This is a genomic window from Fibrella aquatilis (assembly GCF_017353255.1).
In the GTDB taxonomy this organism is placed as follows: domain Bacteria; phylum Bacteroidota; class Bacteroidia; order Cytophagales; family Spirosomataceae; genus Fibrella; species Fibrella aquatilis.
On the sequence record NZ_JAFMYU010000029.1, the window covers coordinates 1 to 18,794 of the forward strand.

Annotated in this window: 16 protein-coding genes; 7 read left to right on the forward strand and 9 right to left on the reverse strand. The window is 55.5% G+C overall.

What is annotated here, in order from left to right:
• Positions 1–134: 134 nt before the first annotated feature.
• The 6 genes from bla to J2I48_RS24785 form a co-directional block, all read right to left on the reverse strand.
• Complete coding sequence (gene bla / locus J2I48_RS24760; protein WP_207338208.1) at positions 135–884, reverse strand: subclass B1 metallo-beta-lactamase; 750 nt, start codon at positions 882–884, stop codon at positions 135–137.
• A 90-nt stretch (positions 885–974) separates the two neighbouring features.
• Positions 975–2,588 carry a ribonuclease Y gene (rny, locus tag J2I48_RS24765; protein WP_207338209.1) on the reverse strand — a complete coding sequence of 538 codons (1,614 nt, stop codon included), beginning with the start codon at positions 2,586–2,588 and terminating at the stop codon, positions 975–977.
• A gap of 104 nt (positions 2,589–2,692) precedes the next feature.
• Positions 2,693–2,980 carry a cell division protein ZapA gene (locus J2I48_RS24770; protein ID WP_207338210.1) on the reverse strand — a complete coding sequence of 96 codons (288 nt, stop codon included), beginning with the start codon at positions 2,978–2,980 and terminating at the stop codon, positions 2,693–2,695.
• A gap of 33 nt (positions 2,981–3,013) precedes the next feature.
• Positions 3,014–3,349, reverse strand: coding sequence for a hypothetical protein (locus J2I48_RS24775; RefSeq protein WP_207338211.1), 336 nt, complete (start codon positions 3,347–3,349; stop codon positions 3,014–3,016).
• Positions 3,350–3,423: 74 nt separating this feature from the next.
• Positions 3,424–5,877, reverse strand: coding sequence for a phenylalanine--tRNA ligase subunit beta (gene pheT / locus J2I48_RS24780; protein ID WP_207338212.1), 2,454 nt, complete (start codon positions 5,875–5,877; stop codon positions 3,424–3,426).
• Between the two features lie 119 nt (positions 5,878–5,996).
• On the reverse strand, positions 5,997–6,626 hold the full coding sequence (locus J2I48_RS24785) for a DUF1684 domain-containing protein (RefSeq protein WP_207338213.1): 630 nt from the start codon (positions 6,624–6,626) through the stop codon (positions 5,997–5,999).
• An 83-nt stretch (positions 6,627–6,709) separates the two neighbouring features.
• Here J2I48_RS24785 and J2I48_RS24790 point away from each other — a divergent pair, with 83 nt between their 5' ends.
• The 6 genes from J2I48_RS24790 (at position 6,710) to J2I48_RS24815 (ending at position 13,956) form a co-directional block, all read left to right on the forward strand.
• Positions 6,710–7,801, forward strand: a complete 1,092-nt coding sequence (locus J2I48_RS24790; protein WP_207338214.1) for a DegT/DnrJ/EryC1/StrS family aminotransferase — start codon at positions 6,710–6,712, stop codon at positions 7,799–7,801.
• 139 nt (positions 7,802–7,940) lie between these two features.
• Positions 7,941–10,295, forward strand: coding sequence for a T9SS type B sorting domain-containing protein (locus J2I48_RS24795; RefSeq protein ID WP_207338215.1), 2,355 nt, complete (start codon positions 7,941–7,943; stop codon positions 10,293–10,295).
• Between the two features lie 148 nt (positions 10,296–10,443).
• A complete protein-coding gene (locus J2I48_RS24800) occupies positions 10,444–11,034 on the forward strand; it encodes a riboflavin synthase (RefSeq protein WP_207338216.1) in 591 nt (196 codons plus the stop codon).
• A gap of 52 nt (positions 11,035–11,086) precedes the next feature.
• Positions 11,087–11,866, forward strand: a complete 780-nt coding sequence (locus tag J2I48_RS24805) for a PASTA domain-containing protein (protein ID WP_207338217.1) — start codon at positions 11,087–11,089, stop codon at positions 11,864–11,866.
• Positions 11,856–13,619, forward strand: coding sequence for a T9SS type A sorting domain-containing protein (locus J2I48_RS24810; RefSeq protein WP_207338218.1), 1,764 nt, complete (start codon positions 11,856–11,858; stop codon positions 13,617–13,619). Before J2I48_RS24805 ends, J2I48_RS24810 begins: the two co-directional genes overlap by 11 nt.
• A 46-nt stretch (positions 13,620–13,665) precedes the next feature.
• Positions 13,666–13,956, forward strand: a complete 291-nt coding sequence (locus J2I48_RS24815) for a rhodanese-like domain-containing protein (RefSeq protein ID WP_207338219.1) — start codon at positions 13,666–13,668, stop codon at positions 13,954–13,956.
• Positions 13,957–14,034: 78 nt separating this feature from the next.
• Here J2I48_RS24815 and miaA read toward each other — a convergent pair whose 3' ends face one another.
• A complete protein-coding gene (gene miaA, locus J2I48_RS24820) occupies positions 14,035–14,946 on the reverse strand; it encodes a tRNA (adenosine(37)-N6)-dimethylallyltransferase MiaA (protein WP_229376774.1) in 912 nt (303 codons plus the stop codon).
• 461 nt (positions 14,947–15,407) lie between these two features.
• Here miaA and J2I48_RS24825 point away from each other — a divergent pair, with 461 nt between their 5' ends.
• Positions 15,408–15,713, forward strand: coding sequence for a winged helix-turn-helix transcriptional regulator (locus tag J2I48_RS24825; protein ID WP_310587310.1), 306 nt, complete (start codon positions 15,408–15,410; stop codon positions 15,711–15,713).
• Between the two features lie 127 nt (positions 15,714–15,840).
• On the opposite strand, the gene J2I48_RS24830 is transcribed toward J2I48_RS24825, so the two are convergent.
• Both J2I48_RS24830 and glmM read right to left on the reverse strand, forming a co-directional pair.
• Positions 15,841–17,337 (reverse strand): peptide MFS transporter, encoded by a 1,497-nt coding sequence (locus J2I48_RS24830; RefSeq protein ID WP_207338222.1) that lies wholly within the window; start codon positions 17,335–17,337, stop codon positions 15,841–15,843.
• A 15-nt stretch (positions 17,338–17,352) separates the two neighbouring features.
• The gene (glmM, locus tag J2I48_RS24835) at positions 17,353–18,765 is read right to left on the reverse strand and encodes a phosphoglucosamine mutase (protein ID WP_207338223.1); all 1,413 of its coding nucleotides are present in this window, start codon (positions 18,763–18,765) and stop codon (positions 17,353–17,355) included.
• Between the last annotated feature and the right edge of the window lie 29 nt (positions 18,766–18,794).

An 18,794-nucleotide genomic window follows, 5' to 3' on the forward strand; every position in this document is an offset into this window, starting at 1 on the left:
CCATCTGATGCAGTTCAGTAAACTTGATTCTAGTTTCCTGTCACCCTGAGCTTGTCGAAGGGACGCGCCGCACCGGCGGACCGGTCAGCAATACACCCTGGCAAGAACTACCCACTATTTAGCAGAGACCAAGATCACCGTTTCGCTGCTGCGTGCTTTTCCAACAACCGCAACGTGTGTGTCAACGACTGGGTGTCGCCCCATTCTTCATGGCCAGGGACCACTATCCTGGCCGAACCAAACTGCCGCATCACGTTTCGAATAGAGCTACCCCAGGCTTTCAGGTTGGCGTCGGCTATGTTGCCCATGCCAAAGGCCGCCACGCTTTTCACAAAACAGCCGCCATGCAGAATCTGCTGGTTGGGTAACCAGACAACAATGTTATCGCTGGTGTGCCCTTCGCCGGGAAAATAGCAACGGATCGGTTCCTGCCCGATGGTGAACGTGGTGTCTGACGGTAAGATGCCGTCGGGGGCTTCGTAGCCCAGTTTAACCGATTTTCGGGCGGTCAATGGTGTGCTGATAACCCGTACCCCCGCTTTACGCAATTCGCCTATACCGCCCACCCGATCTTCGTGAGCGTGGGTAACAATGCAAAGCCGCACAGGCTGACGCAGGCTATCGGCTATCCACCGGAGCAGTTGCCGCGTGTTGTCGGTGTTGCCATCGCTATCCCAGCCTGTATCTACCAGAACCACGCCATCGTTTGTGTTGATAATCAGCCCGTTCGATGGAACGCTGGTGCCCTGATACACGCCATAGGTTGTATGAACATATACCTGGGCGCTGAGCGGCGTAACGCTGAGCGGCGGTTTTTGTGGTGCCTGCGCCTGAGCCAGACCACAGAAAAGTGAGAGGAAAAAGAACACGTTCAACACACGCATCAGGTTGGAGGTGATACTAAAAACGGGCGTTACCCATCCACTTCCGCGAATTAGCAACGCCCATTGGACATTGGACAGTAACCTTGAAACCTACTTGGCGTAGGCTACTGAGCGCATTTCGCGGATGACGGTCACTTTGATTTGGCCGGGATACTGCATCTCTTTTTCGATCTTCTGAGAAATCTCATAAGAAAGCGTACCCGCCCGCTCGTCGGTGACATGGTCAGCATCCACCATCACGCGGAGTTCGCGGCCCGCCTGGATAGCGTAGCACTTTGTTACGCCCTGGAAGTTGGTGGCTAGTTCCTCCAACTCTTTTAAGCGCTTGATATAGGACTCCATCATCTCGCGGCGGGCACCGGGGCGCGAACCCGACACGGCGTCGCACACCTGCACAATGGGCGAGATCATGGTGGTCATCTCGATCTCATCGTGGTGAGCGCCGATGGCGTTGATCACTTCGGGGTTCTCCTTGTATTTTTTGGCCAGTTCCATACCCAGCAGGGCGTGGGGCAGTTCGGCTTCTTCGGGCCATACCTTGCCAATGTCGTGGAGCAGTCCGGCGCGTTTGGCCAGCTTGGCGTTGAGGCCCAGTTCGGCGGCCATAGTGGCGCAGAGCTTGGCCACCTCGCGGGAGTGCTGAAGCAGGTTTTGGCCGTAGGATGACCGGAATCGCATCCGGCCCACCATCTTGATCAGTTCGGGGTGGAGGCCGTGAATGCCCAGGTCGATAACCGTGCGTTCACCGATTTCTACGATCTCGTCTTCGATGTTCTTGCGAGTTTTGGCCACCACCTCTTCAATGCGGGCGGGGTGAATGCGGCCATCCTGCACGAGCCGGTGCAGCGATAGCCGGGCTACTTCGCGCCGCACAGGGTCGAACCCGGAAATGATGATGGCCTCCGGGGTATCGTCAACGATGATTTCCACACCCGTGGCCGCTTCCAGGGCGCGAATGTTGCGCCCCTCGCGACCAATGACTTTACCCTTAATATCGTCAGATTCGATGTTAAAAATCGAGACGCAGTTTTCAATGGCGTGTTCGGTGGCGGTGCGCTGAATGGTGTCGATAACTACCTTCTTAGCCTCTTTGGTGGCGGTCAGTTTGGCTTCCTCCACAATGTTTTTCACATAGGCTGAGGCGCGGGTCTCGGCTTCGGCTTTCAGGGTGTCGATGAGCTGCTCACGGGCCTGATCGGCAGAGAGACCGGCAATTTTTTCAAGCTGCGACACCTGTTCGGCCAGCATTTTGTCGGCTTCGGCCTGACGGTGGTCTACGTCTTCGCGACGGCGGTTGAGGGCGTCGGTTTGCTGGGCAAGGGCGTTTTTCTGGCTGTTGATGTCGTTTTTCAACTGGTTCAGTTCCCCTTCGCGAATACGCTGCTGATCGGCCTGCTGGGTTAGTTGCTGTTCACGCTGCTTGAGTTTGGCTTCGTTTTGCTGGAGCAAAATACGCTTCTGATTGCTCTGATCTTCAAACTCGGCTTTCAACTTCAGGTATTTCTCCTTGGCTTCCAGAATGCGATCTTTCTTGAGGTTTTCGGCCTGTAGTTCGGCGTTGCGCACAATGTCGGCGGCTTTTTCTTCAGCCTCCTGTTGTTTGCCGGCAACCGTATTTTGGAGCATTTTTCGTCCAAAAAACGCACCAATGCCCAGACCGAGCAGGCCGGTCAGGAGCATTAGTAGTATACTGGTAGTGGTCATTAATGTGTATCGTTTGAGTTAAACATAGTCACCTATGCACCCTCTTGCCAACACGCATTGCCCTACAGTAAAGCCGGATAGCGGGCCATTGGTCATCTAGATGGCTACGCCGAAGGCGACGCAGCAATCTGGTCTATCTGGGACACTTTGTCATAAATCCTTTTTTGCACCCGTCGGGCCTGATCTTCAGTTTTCAGGCTCGCCACTAAACAATCCAGTGCTACCAGCGCCAGAATGTCCTGTGTGTCGCGCACGCCCCGGCTCCGGTGCACGTCGATGCGGTCGCGAATCATCTTCACAGCATCGCGCAGGAAGGTTTCCTCTTCCGGCAGCGATTTGAAGGTGTAGTCGCGGTCAGCAATTTTGACGTGTATGGAAAGCCGGTCGTCCATATGGTACGCTTACTTCGTATGATCGTGTGGGTATTATGACAAACTACTCAGGTGAGTAATGCAACGGTCTAGGTCGCGGATGTACTCATCGAGTTGATGCTTTACTGCTTCACGGGCAACCGCGTCTGGGAGGCTGCTACTTACAAGATTAACAAATTCTTTTGATTTAGGCACCACAACCATGGCCTCGCCGCCTTTTTTAGGTTGTTTCAACTGTCGCTCCTGTTCACGATTTAGCTCCTGCAACCGCGCCACGTCGCCCTCCAACTGCCGGATACGCTGCTGCTGCTCGTCGGCCAGTGTCGACAAGTCGTAGACCTTGTGTTCAAGGTGGTCCAGTAAGACGAAAATCTGCGATTCGGAGGCCATTTTAAAGGAAGTTTAGAGTTTTCAGTTTAGAGTTGGCTAACCGGTCCGCCAACTCTAAACTGAAAACTCTAAACTTATTTTCTTATCGTCGCCCCCAGGTCGCGTTCGAAGGCGGTGATGAGGCGTTGCATGGTTTTGTCAATTACGGTGTCGGTGAGGGTTTGGGTGGGGTCCTGCAAGGTGAAGCTCACGGCATAGGCTTTCTTGTCGGTGCCCAACTGTGGCCCTTCAAACACGTCAAAAACAGTTAAGCGTTGTAACAATTTCCGTTCCGTTTGTTTAGCCAGCCTGTCAATCTGCTCAAACGTGACCGACTTGTCAATCACCAGCGACAGGTCGCGGCGTACGTCGGGGAAACGGGGTACTTCGGTGTAGGCGAGCGCGGCGCGGTACTGTTTCAGCAAGGCTTTCCAGTCGAAGTCGGCGTAATAAACGGGCTGTTTTGTATCGGCTAACTTAGCCAATTTCGGTTGTACTAACCCAAAAGTAACAATCGGTTTTTGATTAAGCGTATACGTCAGGCCGTATTGAAACACGGTGCTGTCGGCGGGTTGCTGACCCGTAGGCTGCACCCGTAACACAGAGAGTATCTGCTTTACGATGGCTGTAAGATCGTGAAATCCAATAGATTGCGCCTTGTGCTGCCAGGTTTCGGCGGTCTGGTCGCCTACCAGCGCGAGGGCCAAACGGGGGTTTTCAACGTACTTGCCAGCCTTGCCTTCAGTGGCAGGTTGGTGGCCGTAGGTGGTGCCAAATTCAAACAGCTTCAGGTCGCGCTGCCGACGGTTGAGGTTGTACACCAGCGCATCGAGCACCGAGAACAGCAGTGATTGCCGCATCACGGATAGCTCCTCGCTCAGCGGATTCAGCAGCCGCACGTCGGCCAGCGGTAGCGAAGGCCGCAGGGCGTCGTGGTAGGCGGGGCGGGTCATCGAAAGCGACATGGTTTCGACAAACCCGTTGGCGGCCAGCAATTGCCCCACGCGGGCCTGCAACTGATTGGCGTCTACCACCGGGAAGTCCGACAGGGTATCGGCGGCGAGGTGGTCTGACAGGGGCACGTTGTCCAGGCCGTAGATGCGCAGAATCTCCTCCACCACGTCGGCTTCGCGCGTTACGTCCACGCGGTAGGGGGGCACCAGGGCCGTAAAGCCGTTTTCGGTCAGGTCGACGGTCTGAATATCCAGCGCGTGGAGAATCTCGTGCACTCGTTCGTAGTCGATTTTGATGCCGATGAGTCGGTCAATGTTTTTGTACGACACCGCCACCCGAAAGTCCTGGATGGGGTTGGGATACAGATCTACGATATCGGACGAAACATGGCCCCCGGCCACTTCCTGAATCAGCAGAGCGGCATATTTCAGGGCAAAAGGAGGCATGTTGGGGTCGGTGCCGCGCTCGTAACGGAACGAGGCATCTGTTTTCAGGCCGTGGTGCTGCGCCGTTTTCCGAATAGAGGCAGGCGAGAAGTAGGCGCATTCCAGAAAAATCCGCGTGGTCTTCTCCGACACGCCCGACGTTTTTCCGCCGAACACGCCGCCAATGCACATGCCTTCGGTACCGTCGCCGTTGCAGATCATGAGGTCGGTGGCGGTGAGCTTGCGCTCCGTGCCGTCGAGGGTGACGAAGGGCGTTCCGGCAGGCAGCGTTTTCACCACCACAGCCCCCGACGTGATGGCGTCGGCGTCGAAGGCGTGCATGGGTTGACCCAGTCCGTGAAGCACGTAGTTGGTCACATCGACCACGTTGTTGATGGGCGTAAGGCCAATGCTGAGCAGCCGTTTTTTCAGCCAGTCGGGTGATTCTTTTACGGTTAAATCGTTGATAGTCAATCCTGTATAACGTGGGCAAGCCTCGGTGTCTTCCACCCGCACGTCGAGTGTGAAATCGGTTGAATGCACCTGAAATGCCTCGGCCGATGGCCACTTGACGGGTTTGCCCAACACGGCGCGGAGGTCGCGGGCCACGCCCAGGTGCGAGGCTGCATCGGCGCGGTTGGGCGTGAGGCCAATCTCGATCCGGTGGTCAGCTTCGAGCTGAAAATAACGCGCGGCGGGGGTGCCGTTTGGTACATCAGTAGTGAGCACCATAATACCCGCGTGCGACTGCCCCAGACCGATTTCGTCTTCGGCGCAGATCATGCCTTCGGAAGCCGCACCACGAATTTTTGCCTTTTTGATCTGCAACGGTTCGGCAGGCGTCCCTGCGCCGTTGGTAGGGTAGAGGGTAGCCCCCACGGTAGCCACCACCACGCGCTGCCCGGCGGCTACGTTGGGTGCTCCACACACAATGTTCAGGGGTTGTTCGCCCCCCACGTCAACAGTGGTAATGCTTAGTTTGTCGGCGTCGGGGTGGCGCTGGCAGGTCAGTACGGTGCCAATAACCACGCCCGCCAGTCCGCCCGGCACAGCCTCTACAGTTTCGATGCTGTCTACTTCAAGGCCGGTGCTGGTAAGGATATGGTCTAGCTCGGCAGGCGACTGCTCAAGGTCAATAAATTGGGTAAGCCACTTATAGGAAATGTTCATGTGTCAGCTTTAATGTACAAAAATAGTGAAAGAGCGAATGGCGAAAGAGTGAAAGAGTGGCTGTCGCAAGATCAAACCCTTGCGACAGCCACTCTTTCACTCTTTCGCCATTCGCTCTTTCACTCCTTCGCCACATACCGTTCTCCCGCTTTCACGGCCACGTCGAGTTTGTTTTCGGGTGGAGGGAGGGGGCAGGCGTAGGTGGGGTTGTAGGCGCAGTAGGGATTGTAGGCGGCGTTGAAATCGAGGATCACGGTATTGTTGCTGACCGCTTCGGGAGCGATCTCCAGGTAACGGCCCCCGCCATACGATTCATGGCCCGACGTGGCATCCTGAAACAGCACCGTTAGCGTTTTCTGGTAGGTGAGTAATAACAGGCGACATGATTTTCCGGCCAAGGTGAAGGTGGCATGACCATATTTCTCGTACACCTCTTCCGACCCGTCGGTCATGGTAATGACTAGTTTCTCCCGGTTGCCTTCTGGAAACGGCTCTAGTTTGGCCTGGACCCGGAACGAGAGGTCTGGGGCGAAATAGGTCAGACCCTTGAACGTGGTTTTGTTGGTAATGGGCGAATCGGCGCTGTTGCGCATGAACTCATCTTTTTTCTGGCGGGCGGCGGCTAGTTCGGTCTGATAGGCGGCAGGGTCAACGGCGGCGGTTGAAGGCTGGCTGGGCAACAGCAGCAACCAGCCAACGCCAATGCCGACAACGGCCAGAATAAGCCAGAGAATGGGGTGTTTGCGCATGGGGAGAGGGAGGCAGTAGCAATGTGTCCGTAAAATTACGACGCTCACCGTTGCGCCGGTATGTATCTTGCCGCACTTTCACTATGATCCCCTTTCTCGACCTTTCACGGCTCAATGCCCCGCATATGGCCCGAATCGAAGCCGCCATGCTGGCGGTGGCGCGGTCGGGCTGGTATGTGCTGGGGCCGGCTGTGCGGGATTTCGAAACTGCCTTTGCTGCTTACGTGGGGGTGAAGCATTGCATTGGCGTGGCCAACGGGCTGGAGGCGTTGACCCTGACGCTCAGGGCCTGGAACCTGCCACCCGGTAGCGAGGTCATCACGCAGGCCAACGCCTACGTGGCCTCGGTGCTGGCCATTACGCAGGCAGGGCTAGTACCCATGCTGGTTGACCCCGACCCGACTACTTATCTGCTCACCGCCGACCGCGTGGCCGAGGCCATTACCCCACGCACCCGCGTTATTTTGCCAGTGCACCTCTACGGGCGCTGTACGCCCATGGCCCCCCTGCGGGCGTTGGCTAAACAGCACAACCTGCTCCTACTGGAAGATGCCGCTCAGGCCCACGGCGCTACCCAGCAAGGCCAACGGGCAGGTAGCCTGGGCCACGCCGCCGGGTTTAGCTTCTACCCAACGAAAAATTTGGGTGCCCTGGGCGATGCCGGGGCTATTACAACCAACGATGACGAATTAGCTGCCCAGTTGAGGCAATGGCGCAACTACGGGTCGAGCCAGAAATATATAAACGAAGTGCCCGGCCACAACAGCCGACTGGATGAACTACAGGCCGCCGTATTGCAGGCAAAACTGCCGTTTCTGGATGCTGAAAATAACCGTCGTCGTGCTATAGCGAAGCGTTATTTAGCTGATATTCAACTGGCTAATCTGCTGCTGCCGCCCGGTGATACCCCAGACAACGACGCCTGGCACCTGTTTGTGGTGCGCCACCCCCGCCGCGACGAGTTTAGAGCTTATCTGCAGCGGCAGGGAGTGGCTACGGAAGTGCATTACCCTGTGCCACCCTATCGCCAGCCCGCCTACGCCGCCACCTGGCCTGCACCCTGTTTTCCCGTGTCTGATGCCCTGCACGCAGAGGTCGTTAGCCTTCCAATAAATCCGTATTTGACCGATGACGAAATTTCCGTCATAATCTCTGTAGTCAATAATTTTCGCTGATACAGTAATCTTAGGTGCAGCACAGCCTCTATACTATATAGCCTGCACCCACCGCTTGCATCAACGGTGCTACTTTTTTCAACGTATTTATCGGAAACACGGTATTTAATCGCTAGTTATACTAGAATTTTGCAGTACTATGAAACAAGCGTTCTACCTGATCTTCCTGCTGTGCATAGCGTTGCCGGGCCAAGCCAAGCATGTCATTGGCGGTGAGCTTACTATGCAGTATCTGGGCAAGCCCGGTAGCTACCGAATACAGCTTAATCAGTACCTAGACGCCGTTACGGCCGAGTCGACGTATGACGAGTATGTGACGGTGAATATTTTCAGAAAACGAAGCCCTGTGCTTATGGGTAGTTTTGATCTGAGTCGGCGACCAATTGAGAAAATTGTTTACAAAAATGCCATTTGCGCCAAATCGCAGAATTTAAGTACGCTTAATGTAGCCTATTCGGCCAATATTCAGTTAGACATCAATACCTATTCCGACCCGGCGGGGTATTATGTTGTTTGGGAACGTTGCTGCCGGAATAATAACATCGCCAATCTGGCCAACTCCGTCGATGTGGGGATGGTCTTTTACCTGGAATTTCCGGCGCTGACACAGAGCGGTAAGCCCTTTGTCAACTCCTCGCCGACATTTAGCCCGCTCAACGGCAATTTTATCTGCCTCAATCAGCTTTTTACCACCACCTACAGTGCCACCGATGCCGACGGCGACCAACTGCGCTATTCGTTGGTGACGCCCTACCAGGGCTACACCGACGCCACGTTTTTAAACGGCACCACCGACCCCCGGAACACGTATCCACTTGTGACCTGGGGAACGGGTTATAGTGCGGGCAATGCCATTCCCGGTTCGCCCGGCCTACAAATCGATGCCAACACGGGGCAACTCACCGTAAAAGCCTCGAAGGTGGGGTATTTTCTGTTTACGGTGCAATGCGACGAGTACCGCAACGGGGTGAAGATTGGGTCTATCCGGCGCGATTTCCAGATTCCCGTAGTAGACTGTCCCCCCAACACACCACCACCAGCCGTAGTAACTGATAATGGGAAGGTCATTCAGGATGGAAAAATTTGTGAGGGTAGCGCCCTCACACTATCGGCAGATCCCGACCCGAAGTGGGCCTATCAATGGGAGCGCGACGGCATCAATATTGTGGGTGCCACCAGCCCATCTATCAGCGTGACGGTAGCGGGTTCTTATGCCGTGGTGAAAAGTTTCGCCACGCAATGCTCCGGCGACGTTACCTCGCCGCCCATAAAAGTTGACGTGGCACCCCGGCCCTCAGCCAAAATTCGGGTTACCAAATCAGACGGTACTGAGGTTGTTCCCCCGTTTTGCGAGGGCGACAACGTGCTGGCGAGCGCGTCGGGTGTGACGGGGTCGAACACCTACCAGTGGCAGACCACCGCGTCGGCGTTGCAGGTGTCTAATGGGGTGGTGACGGTGCTGAAAGCAGGTCTTTATAGCCTCACCGTGACCGACGGGGCCACCAAATGCTCGGCCACCGACCAGCTACAGATCAATATGCGGTCGGCCCCCAACGCTACGCTGACGGCCTCGGCCCCCCAAATCTGCCAGGGTGATTCGGTCCGCCTGAACACAACCGACAGCCTCAGCTACCAATACGTCTGGGAACCCGTAGCGGCCAATAAACGGGCCGAACTGTGGGTGAAACAACCGGGTACCTACCGCGTTAGAATCACCAACGCCGCTGGCTGCACGGCCGTTTCGCCCGACCGGACCCTGGCCGTATTGCCCCTGCCCCTTGTGGCCGCCGATTCTATTTCGCCCTTATGTGCCAGCAGTTCCCGCATCACGTTGCGGGGCGTTCCGGGCACGGGCGTCTGGACCGGGCCGGGCGTGATTGGCAATCAGTTCGACCCGATGGTGGCCGGTGCGGGATTGCAGCGGCTGCGGTATACGGTGAAAAGTGCCACTGGCTGCGCCAATTCGGCCACTCGTTGGGTGCAGGTGTCGCCATCATTGCAACTGCTTGGCCCTGTAAGCTACCGTGTGCCGCGTGGCGAGGTACAAAAATTACAGCAACAGCCAAGCCTGCCCAACGCCACAGTGCGCTGGCTGCCCCCGATTTACCTGGACCGTCCGGATTCGCCCACGCCCATGTTCCAGGCTGGTGAGTCGACCACCTATACCGTGCAGGCCGAGACTACTACCGGTTGCCAGGCCAAAGCCCAAGTGGCCGTGGTGGTATATGACCGGCTATATGTTCCCTCTGCTTTTTCGCCCAACGGCGATGGTAACAATGAAATCTGGCGACCTATCAACAGCAACAGCTTCCCCGACTGCGAGGTGGCCATCTACAACCGCTGGGGCGAACTGATGTATCAGGGCACGGGGGCCAACGCCGTCTGGGACGGACGCTACGGCCAAACAGTAGTTGAGGCAGGCGTATACACCTACACCATCAAAACCGCACCCGATGACCCGGTGCTGTCGGGGAAACTGACGGTGGTAAAATGATTTGGGATTAGGGATTTCGGATTGGGCTACGCCTGCGTCAGCCCAATCCGAAATCCCTAATCCCAAATCGTATATCCCCAATCCAAAATCCGAAATCAATCCTGGCTCTTTGCTGTTCCCTCTGCATTAGCTAAAATTGACCGCATTCATGTTTACGGGTATTGTTGAAACGATGGGCCGCGTGGTGGCCATCGACGCCGAGGGAACCAACCTGACGTTTCATATTGACGCACCAATTGCGCACGAACTAACCATCGACCAGAGCGTCAGCCACAACGGTGTTTGCCTCACCGTGACGGCCGTAACCGACCATAGCTATAGCGTAACGGCGGTAGACGAAACCCTGAAAAAGACGAATCTGGGTCAACTGGGAGTGGGTGATACCATCAACCTGGAGCGTTGCATGCCCGCCACGGGCCGCTTCGATGGGCACATTGTGCAGGGACACGTTGACCAGACTGGCACCTGTGTGGCCGTGCAGGACCTTAACGGCAGCTGGCTCTACGATTTCGAGTATGACCCCGCAGTGGGCAACATCACCGTTGAGAAAGGGTCGATCTGCATTAACGGCGTGAGCCTGACCGTCTTCGATTCGCACGAAACGGGCTTCCGCGTCACCATCATCCCCTACACTTACGAGCACACCACGTTTCGCAATTTACAGCCCGGCCACGTCGTTAATCTGGAGTTCGACGTCGTGGGGAAATACATCAAGAAAATGCTAGCAGCGTATAAGTAGCACTGCCTACTGCCACTGCCTACTGCTTACTTCTTTCCTTTATTTTTGCCGAATGACGAAACTGAGTACCCGTACCCGCACCGACCTTCTTCTGCATATTGGCATCATTCTGGCACTGACGGTGGTATTGGTGCTGGTGTTCTTTTTCGGCTATCTGCCCTTCTCGACAAACCACGGCCAAACCATTACGGTACCGGACCTGAAACACATGAGTTTAGACGAGCTGGAAAATTACCTCGACGACCGCGACCTGCGCTACGAAGTCAGCGACTGCACGTTTGTGGCCGGGGGGGTGCCGCTCACTGTTTTTGCCCAATACCCACAGCCGGGGTCAAACGTGAAGGAGGGCCGCAAGATCTACCTCACCGTGATTAAGCGCACGGCCCCCACCATGCCGATGCCCAACCTGATCGATCAGACCTCGCGCACGGCCGAGTTGCAACTGCGGTCGCTGGGGCTGGTGCTGGGCGAGTTGACGTATGAGCCTGACCTGGGTAAGAATAAAGTGCTGAAGCAACTCGTCAATGGCAAAGCAATGGCCCCCGGAACGCCCGTGGCCAAAGGCACTACCGTCGACCTGGTGGTGGGCGATGGCGAGGGCAAGGTGTATTTTCCCACACCCGACGTGACCAACATGACCTTTGAAGAAGCCGTGGCGGCCATTCGGGGATCGGGTTTGCGGGTGGGGGTTCGGGTGCCCGTAGACGATCCTGAGCAGGAGGTGGGTACCGTAATCAAACAAAAACCCCGTGCCAGTGAGCGTATCCGGCTGGGGCAGTCGGTGGATATTTGGGTGGTGGGGCCTATTGATACCAATTCCGATGCGCAATAGATCCGGGCTTATACTGGGCCTTTGCTGGCTGTTTTTGAGCCAACTAGCCACCGCCCAAACCCTGCAACTTCCCTTTTTCGACGATTTTTCCACGTCGACCCGGACGGCCTCGCCTACGCGCTGGGCACCGGGCAGCGGCGTATACATCAACAATACGCTGACGGTCAATCACCCCACCGTCAACGTGGCCACCTTCGATGGGCTGCGGGCCGATGGGTTTCCCTATGCACTGAACAACGAAAATGCCGAGGGTGGCACCGACACGCTGACGTCGTTGCCCATTAACATGGCGGGGCTGACGGTGCGCGATTCGGTCTATATCAGCTTCTACTGGCAGCGGCGCGGCTTGGGCGAACTACCCGACACCAGCGATTCGTTACGGCTTGAAGTTCTGGGCAGTGACGGCACCTGGCGCACCGCCTGGAAAATGAGTGGTGGCATGATCGACGCTAACTTTGCACAGGCGTTTGTGCGGGTAGCTAATCCCATTGATTTTCACGCAGGTTTCCGGTTTCGGTTTCGGGCGCAGGGGCGGCAGTCGGGCGCGTTTGATGAGTGGCACCTGGACTACGTGTACTTGAATAAAGGACGCACTCAGTTTGATAGATATATTCGCGATATTGCTGTCCGTCAGTCGGTTACGCCGTTACTGCGTCGCTTCACGGCCATGCCCCTGCGGCAATTTCTGGCCAAACCCACCGCCGAACTGGCCGATTCGGTGGCTACGGATGTCAATAACCTGTTCAACGATTTCAACTTCACCACCTTCCGCTACACCCTTCGCGATGAGGTGGGCGGGCGGGTAATTCAGGATGTGCTTTCGCCCACGGCTACGCTTATTCCAAGCCTGGGGCGGCAGAACAAAGTGGGTCGACCAACGGCACCAACGGCGCTGGCTGGGCGGGCGGTGTTGCGAACCACGTTTAACGTAACTACCTCCGACAACCAGAACAACACCTTGCCTGGCGTAGACCTGCGGCAAAACGATACTATTTCCGGGGTGACGGTGCTGGATAATTATTTCGCCTACGACGATGGCAGCGCCGAAATAGTCAAGCAGATCAACCAGCGGCTGGCGCGGGTGGCGGTGCGGTTCGTGAAAACCCTGCCCGACGCCGTAACGGGCATCCGCATCAACATTGCCCCCACCCGCCGCGACCAAACCGGACAGCAAGTGGTGTTTGGCGTCTATAACGACATAGGCAACGGCAGCGGCCGACCAACGGCGCGGCCACTCATTCAGAAAAGCTTCTCGCTCACGTACGCCGCCGCCCGCAATGGCTTTGTCGATTACATGTTCGATGCTCCCGTCAACGTGCGCGACACCTTCTACGTGGCCTTCTCGCAATTGGAAGACCCACCCATTCCCGTTGGTTTCGACCGGAACAGCCCGTTCAGGAATCAGACTTTTATCAACCTCGGCAACAACTGGGATGTCTCGCCCGATAATGACGGGGCACTGATGATCCGGCCCCTGATGAACAACGGCCTGAGCACGGTCATCACCGCCACCGAACCCATACCGCCCCTGTCGGTGTTCCCCAATCCAACCACGGGGACCATCAACTGGGTGGCGGGCACGGCCACGCAACTCGACGTGCTCGACCTGATGGGCCGCCCGGTGCTGACCCTGCCCCTGTCAACGGGCCAAACCCGTGCTGAATTAGGCCAACTGCCCGATGGGTTCTACCTGCTCCGGTTTACCGACCCGCAGGGACCACCCCGAACGTCGAAATTGCTGATTAGAAAATAGGCGCGTCAGCAAACGTTAGACCTCGAACATTAAACTCTCTCTACCCATGGACATTACCGTACAGGAACTCCGCGAACGCCTGGAAAAAGGCGAAAAACTCAACCTCATCGACGTGCGCGAACCCAACGAATACGCCGATGACAACATCGGTGCCATGCTTATTCCGCTGGGTGAGCTGCCCTACCGGATCGATGATCTGGACGGTATGCAGGATGAAGAAGTGATCGTGCACTGCCGGTCGGGTGCTCGCTCGGCCCGGGCACAGCAGTTTCTCGAAGAAAACGGCTTTACCAACGTCCGCAACCTGGTTGGAGGTATGCTGGCCTATAGAGCCTGAGGAAGTGGTAAGTGATGAGTGCTACATGATGAGTTTGCTGCCGCAAGAGCAATACGCCTGCGGCAGCAAACTCATCATTTAGCGCTCATCACTTACCACTTCCTTCAAAATTCCTTCCAGATCGTCGGGGTGGAACCACTGGAATTCGTTTTGGTGGCGGAACCAGGTGAGTTGGCGTTTGGCGTAGCGGCGGGTGTTTCGTTTCAGCAGGTCTACCATAGCTGCGTAACTATATGTACCGTCGAAATAGCCGAAAACCTCTTTGTAGCCCACCGTTTGCAGGGCGGCCAGGTGTCGGTAGGGGAGTAGTGGTTCAGCTTCCGTCAGCAGGCCCGCCGTCAGCATGGCCTCTACCCGTTGGTCGATGCGGGCGTACAATTCGTTGCGAGGACGGTCAAGCCCAATAAGCACCGTACGAAAAGGCCGGTTCACCTGTCGCCGCTGCCGAAATGAGGAGTAGGGGCGGCCCGTGGTGAGGCATACTTCCAACGCCCGCATCACACGTTGCGTGTTGTTAAGATCCATTAATTGGGCAAAAGCAGGGTCTAGCGCCAGCAACTGAGCTTGCAGTGCCGAGATACCTTCTTCATCAAACTGGCGTTGCAGTCGTTCGCGTAGGGCCGCATCGCCTTCGGGCATATCATCCAGCCCATGCAATACAGCGTTGACATACAGACCCGTACCACCGCTAAGGATGATCAACTCGCGTTCCTGAAAAAGATCGTCGATAACGGTGAGGGCTTCGCGTTCATATTGCCCCGCGCTGATGGGTGCGTGAATAGTATGCGAGTCAATAAAATGGTGCCGGATACCGCCCATGTCGGCAAACGACGGCTTAGCAGTGCCAATGGTCAGTTCTTGGTATAGCTGCCGCGAGTCGGCCGATACAATCTCCGTCCGAAGCTGTTGTGCCAGCGCCACGCTCAGCGCTGTTTTGCCAACCGCCGTTGGGCCGGCTATTACCAATACAGTTTTGGTCAAAGGAAGCAAGCAGACGAATATGCAGGTGTAGTAAATCAAACTACCAGGAGGGGGGCAGAGTTCAAAGCACACATCATGGTTGTGTATAGTATACATCTATAATAGAGTTAGTATTGTATTGAAATATTTTTCCTACTAAATTTGTATAGTAGCGTATGCTATGCTTTTGGCTAACCGTTTAGTCAAATTATAGTAACAAGTAATTTGCCTTAAGCTTAATGCATACGTTGGCTACTCGCTTACTGGATAGCCATTTACACACTATTCACCCTTTGCGTGTGTCAGCAGTGATAGCGAACCCTATCGCCCAAAATCGGTGTGGTTGCCTGTCTATCCTATTAATAAATGTGAATGTTTAGGAACAAGGCTTACCTTTGTAAAGTCGGTTAATTACTTACAAATCAGTCAGTTACAAACCAGTAGGTTAGTGGCGTGTCGTTACAATGAACGGAATAAAACAGCCCGAGTTGATGGTCGAGGAAGATCGGCTACTAATAAAAAAAGCGTTAGAAGTAGTTTGCGGAAAGTGGCGTTTGTTTATCCTGCTACACTTGGCCGAAAAGACCCGTCGTTACTCTGAACTTCGGCGGCTTCTACCCGACGTGAGCGAGAAAGTACTGATTCAGGAATTGAAGGCGCTGGTGCAGTTGGGTGTTTTAGAAAAGGAATCATTCAACGAGGTGCCTCCTCGGGTGGAATACCGACTATCAGATCGGGGAAAGGCGGTAATGCCACTCTTGCTTCAGATCAAAGAAATTGGCAGGTACTTCCTGTAGTTAAATTATACCCTAGTGCTATAAACAGGCACCTAGCGCTACCAGACGCCTGTTTATAGCAGTTCAGCAAAAAGCCAGCGATGAAAACTTTCATCGCTGGCTTTTTGCTGAACTGCCTGTGCCTGCCTTACTCGATGCCGCCCATCCAACGTTTCAGAGGCCGTACAAACAGTAGCATCAGCAGCCCGCTACCTATCGTGAAGATCACCACACTCTGAAACAGGCCGGGCATACTAGCCACGTTTTTCTCGTCGAATCCACCGGCAAACAACCCGGCCACGAGGTTACCCAGCGACGAGCCTATGAACCACAGGCCCATTAGCTGACTAGTGTAGCGTTTGGGGGCCAGCTTCGAGAAGGCACTCAGACCTACAGGGCTTAAAAACAACTCGGCGAGGGTGAAAAACAGGTAGGTACCCGTCAGAAACAGCGGCGACGTGCGAGTGCCCGTGAGGGCAATTTTGGCGGCAATGACCATGATGACGTAGGCAATGCCCAGCAGCAGCAGCGACGTGGCGAATTTGGCCGGCACGGGATAGCTGATTTTTCGGTTGGCCAGAAACACCCAAAGCACGGCTAACACTGGCGAAAACAGCAGGATAAAGGCGGGGTTGAGGTTCTGAAACCAGCTCGACGGGATTTGCCAGCCAAAGAAAACCAGATCAGTGTAGCGGTCGGCGAAGATTTGCAGTGACGAGCCTTGCTGCTCATTACCAGCCCAGTAGAGCGCCGAGGCAAGGAAGAAGACAAACAAGACGCTCACCCGCTTTTTCTCGACGGCATCAAGCCCACCTGCCACCAGGATAAAGATAAAATAGCCCAGCGCAATCATGGAAATGATGGTGCCCATGCCTTTGGCCAAGCCCTGCGCGGTGGTTAAGTCGATGATATTGGTGAATTGCAACGTGGCCAGCACCAGCACCATAACGGCCAGGAAAATAAACAGGGGCCGTTTGCTACTCGTTTCCGCCTTGCCATCAACGGCGGGCGCGGGCACATTGCCCAAGTGACTTAGGTATCGTTGCCCGGCCAGGCGGAAAGTGACAATGCCCAGGGCCATACCCACGGCGGCGGCACCGAAACCATAATGCCAGCCCACTTTCTGACCTAGGTAGCCTACAATGGTGATGCCCAGCAGCGAACCGATGTTAATACCCATGTAGAAAATAGAGAAGGCCGCATCTTTTCTGGCACCACCTTCGGGATATAGCTCACCTACCAGCGTACTGATGTTGGGCTTGAGCAGGCCCGTACCGATGGCGACAATGAACAACCCGAAATAAAACAGGGCCGAACCACCCGGCATAGCCAGCACGATGTGGCCCAGCATGATGATGATGCCGCCGTAAAAAATCGACTTGCGTTGCCCCAGAATGTTGTCGGCGATCCAGCCGCCGGGCAATGAAAGCAGGTAGACCGACGAGGTGTAGATGCCATAGATGGCGGCTCCTTCGGCTTCGGTAAGGCCCATGCCGCCGCGCACATTGTCGATCAGAAACAGCAGCAGAATGGCCCGCATGCCATAGTAGCTAAACCGTTCCCACATCTCAGTGAAAAACAGTACATAAAGCCCCGGCGGGTGACCAACGGGCGTAGCAGCAGTAGGGGTAGTGGTTGGGGTCATAGGGGAAGGGCGGTACTATTTTTTATCAGCGATTACCTCCCGGATGTCGGAGATGATTTTGTTGGCCAGGTAGTCGGCGGTAGAGAGGGTGTCTGATTCGCAGTAGATGCGGATGATAGGTTCGGTGTTTGATTTCCGCAGGTGAACCCACTCTTTATCGAACTCAATTTTCACGCCGTCGATGGTGTTGACGGGGTTTTTGGCATACTTGGCCCGGATGCCTTCCAGCACCGCGTCGACGTCGATACCAGGCGTGAGTTCGATTTTATTTTTCGAGATATAGTAGCTGGGGTACGTCCGACGCAGAATAGACGCCGACTTGCCGAATGTGGCTAAGTGGCTCAAAAACAGGGCAATGCCCACCAGTGCGTCGCGGCCGTAATGCAGTTCGGGGAAGATGATGCCGCCATTGCCCTCGCCACCGATGAGGGCATTTTGCGCCTTCATCATCTCCACCACGTTTACTTCTCCCACTGCCGAGGCGAAATACTGCCCGCCATGCTTTTGGGTCACGTCGCGGAGGGCAGCGGTGCTGGAGAGGTTCGAGACGGTGTTTTTGTTGGTACCGGGGCTTTGTTTTAGCACATAGTCGGCCACGGCCACGAGGGTATATTCTTCGCCAAAAGGCGAACCGTCTTCGCAGATCAGGGCCAGCCGATCTACGTCGGGGTCAACCACAATGCCCAGGTCTTTATCGTCGCGTTTGGTAACGGCCAGAATGTCGGTGAGGTTTTCGGGCAGCGGTTCGGGGTTGTGCGCGAAAAGGCCCGTGGGTTCGCAGTGGAGTTTGGTAATCTGCTCAACGCCAAGGGCTTCCAGCAGCATAGGCACCACAATGCCCCCGGTAGAATTGACAGCATCTACTACTACCCGGAAGTTACGGTTGGCAATGGCATTGCGGTTCACCAGTGGCAAAGCCAACACCGCATCGACGTGTTTCTGAAGCCACGTGTTATCGGTGCGGTAGCTACCTAGTTTGCGTACTTCGGCAAAAACAAATGACTCATTATCAGCAATTTGTAATACAGCTTCGCCATCGGTTGCCGAAATAAATTCGCCGGTTTCGTTCAGTAGTTTCAGGGCATTCCACTGAATAGGGTTGTGGCTGGCGGTGAGGATTATGCCGCCAATGGCCTTTTCGCCGGGTACGGCCAGTTCAACGGTAGGTGTAGTAGACAGGCCCAGATCCAGCACGTCGATGCCCAGCCCCTGTAGGGTGGCGGCCACCAACTGCGAGACCATTGGCCCCGACAGCCGCCCGTCGCGGCCGATAACCACGGTATGCGGACCGCTCTTTTGTGCTTGCCGCGATAGCAGCCATTGCCCGAAGGCGGCCGTAAATTTTACTACATCAAGCGGGGTCAATCCCTCGCCACTTTGTCCGCCAATGGTGCCCCGAATGCCGGAAATTGATTTAATTAAAGCCACGTGTTTGGGTGTAACGGCGTCTAGTGGTT

Coding starts and splice junctions, on each gene's coding strand:
- bla (WP_207338208.1), bottom strand. CDS start 884: ATGCGTGTGTTGAACGTGTTCTTTTTCCTCTCACTTTTCTGTGGTCTG.
- rny (WP_207338209.1), bottom strand. CDS start 2,588: ATGACCACTACCAGTATACTACTAATGCTCCTGACCGGCCTGCTCGGT.
- J2I48_RS24770 (WP_207338210.1), bottom strand. CDS start 2,980: ATGGACGACCGGCTTTCCATACACGTCAAAATTGCTGACCGCGACTAC.
- J2I48_RS24775 (WP_207338211.1), bottom strand. CDS start 3,349: ATGGCCTCCGAATCGCAGATTTTCGTCTTACTGGACCACCTTGAACAC.
- pheT (WP_207338212.1), bottom strand. CDS start 5,877: ATGAACATTTCCTATAAGTGGCTTACCCAATTTATTGACCTTGAGCAG.
- J2I48_RS24785 (WP_207338213.1), bottom strand. CDS start 6,626: ATGCGCAAACACCCCATTCTCTGGCTTATTCTGGCCGTTGTCGGCATT.
- J2I48_RS24790 (WP_207338214.1), top strand. CDS start 6,710: ATGATCCCCTTTCTCGACCTTTCACGGCTCAATGCCCCGCATATGGCC.
- J2I48_RS24795 (WP_207338215.1), top strand. CDS start 7,941: ATGAAACAAGCGTTCTACCTGATCTTCCTGCTGTGCATAGCGTTGCCG.
- J2I48_RS24800 (WP_207338216.1), top strand. CDS start 10,444: ATGTTTACGGGTATTGTTGAAACGATGGGCCGCGTGGTGGCCATCGAC.
- J2I48_RS24805 (WP_207338217.1), top strand. CDS start 11,087: ATGACGAAACTGAGTACCCGTACCCGCACCGACCTTCTTCTGCATATT.
- J2I48_RS24810 (WP_207338218.1), top strand. CDS start 11,856: ATGCGCAATAGATCCGGGCTTATACTGGGCCTTTGCTGGCTGTTTTTG.
- J2I48_RS24815 (WP_207338219.1), top strand. CDS start 13,666: ATGGACATTACCGTACAGGAACTCCGCGAACGCCTGGAAAAAGGCGAA.
- J2I48_RS24825 (WP_310587310.1), top strand. CDS start 15,408: ATGGTCGAGGAAGATCGGCTACTAATAAAAAAAGCGTTAGAAGTAGTT.
- J2I48_RS24830 (WP_207338222.1), bottom strand. CDS start 17,337: ATGACCCCAACCACTACCCCTACTGCTGCTACGCCCGTTGGTCACCCG.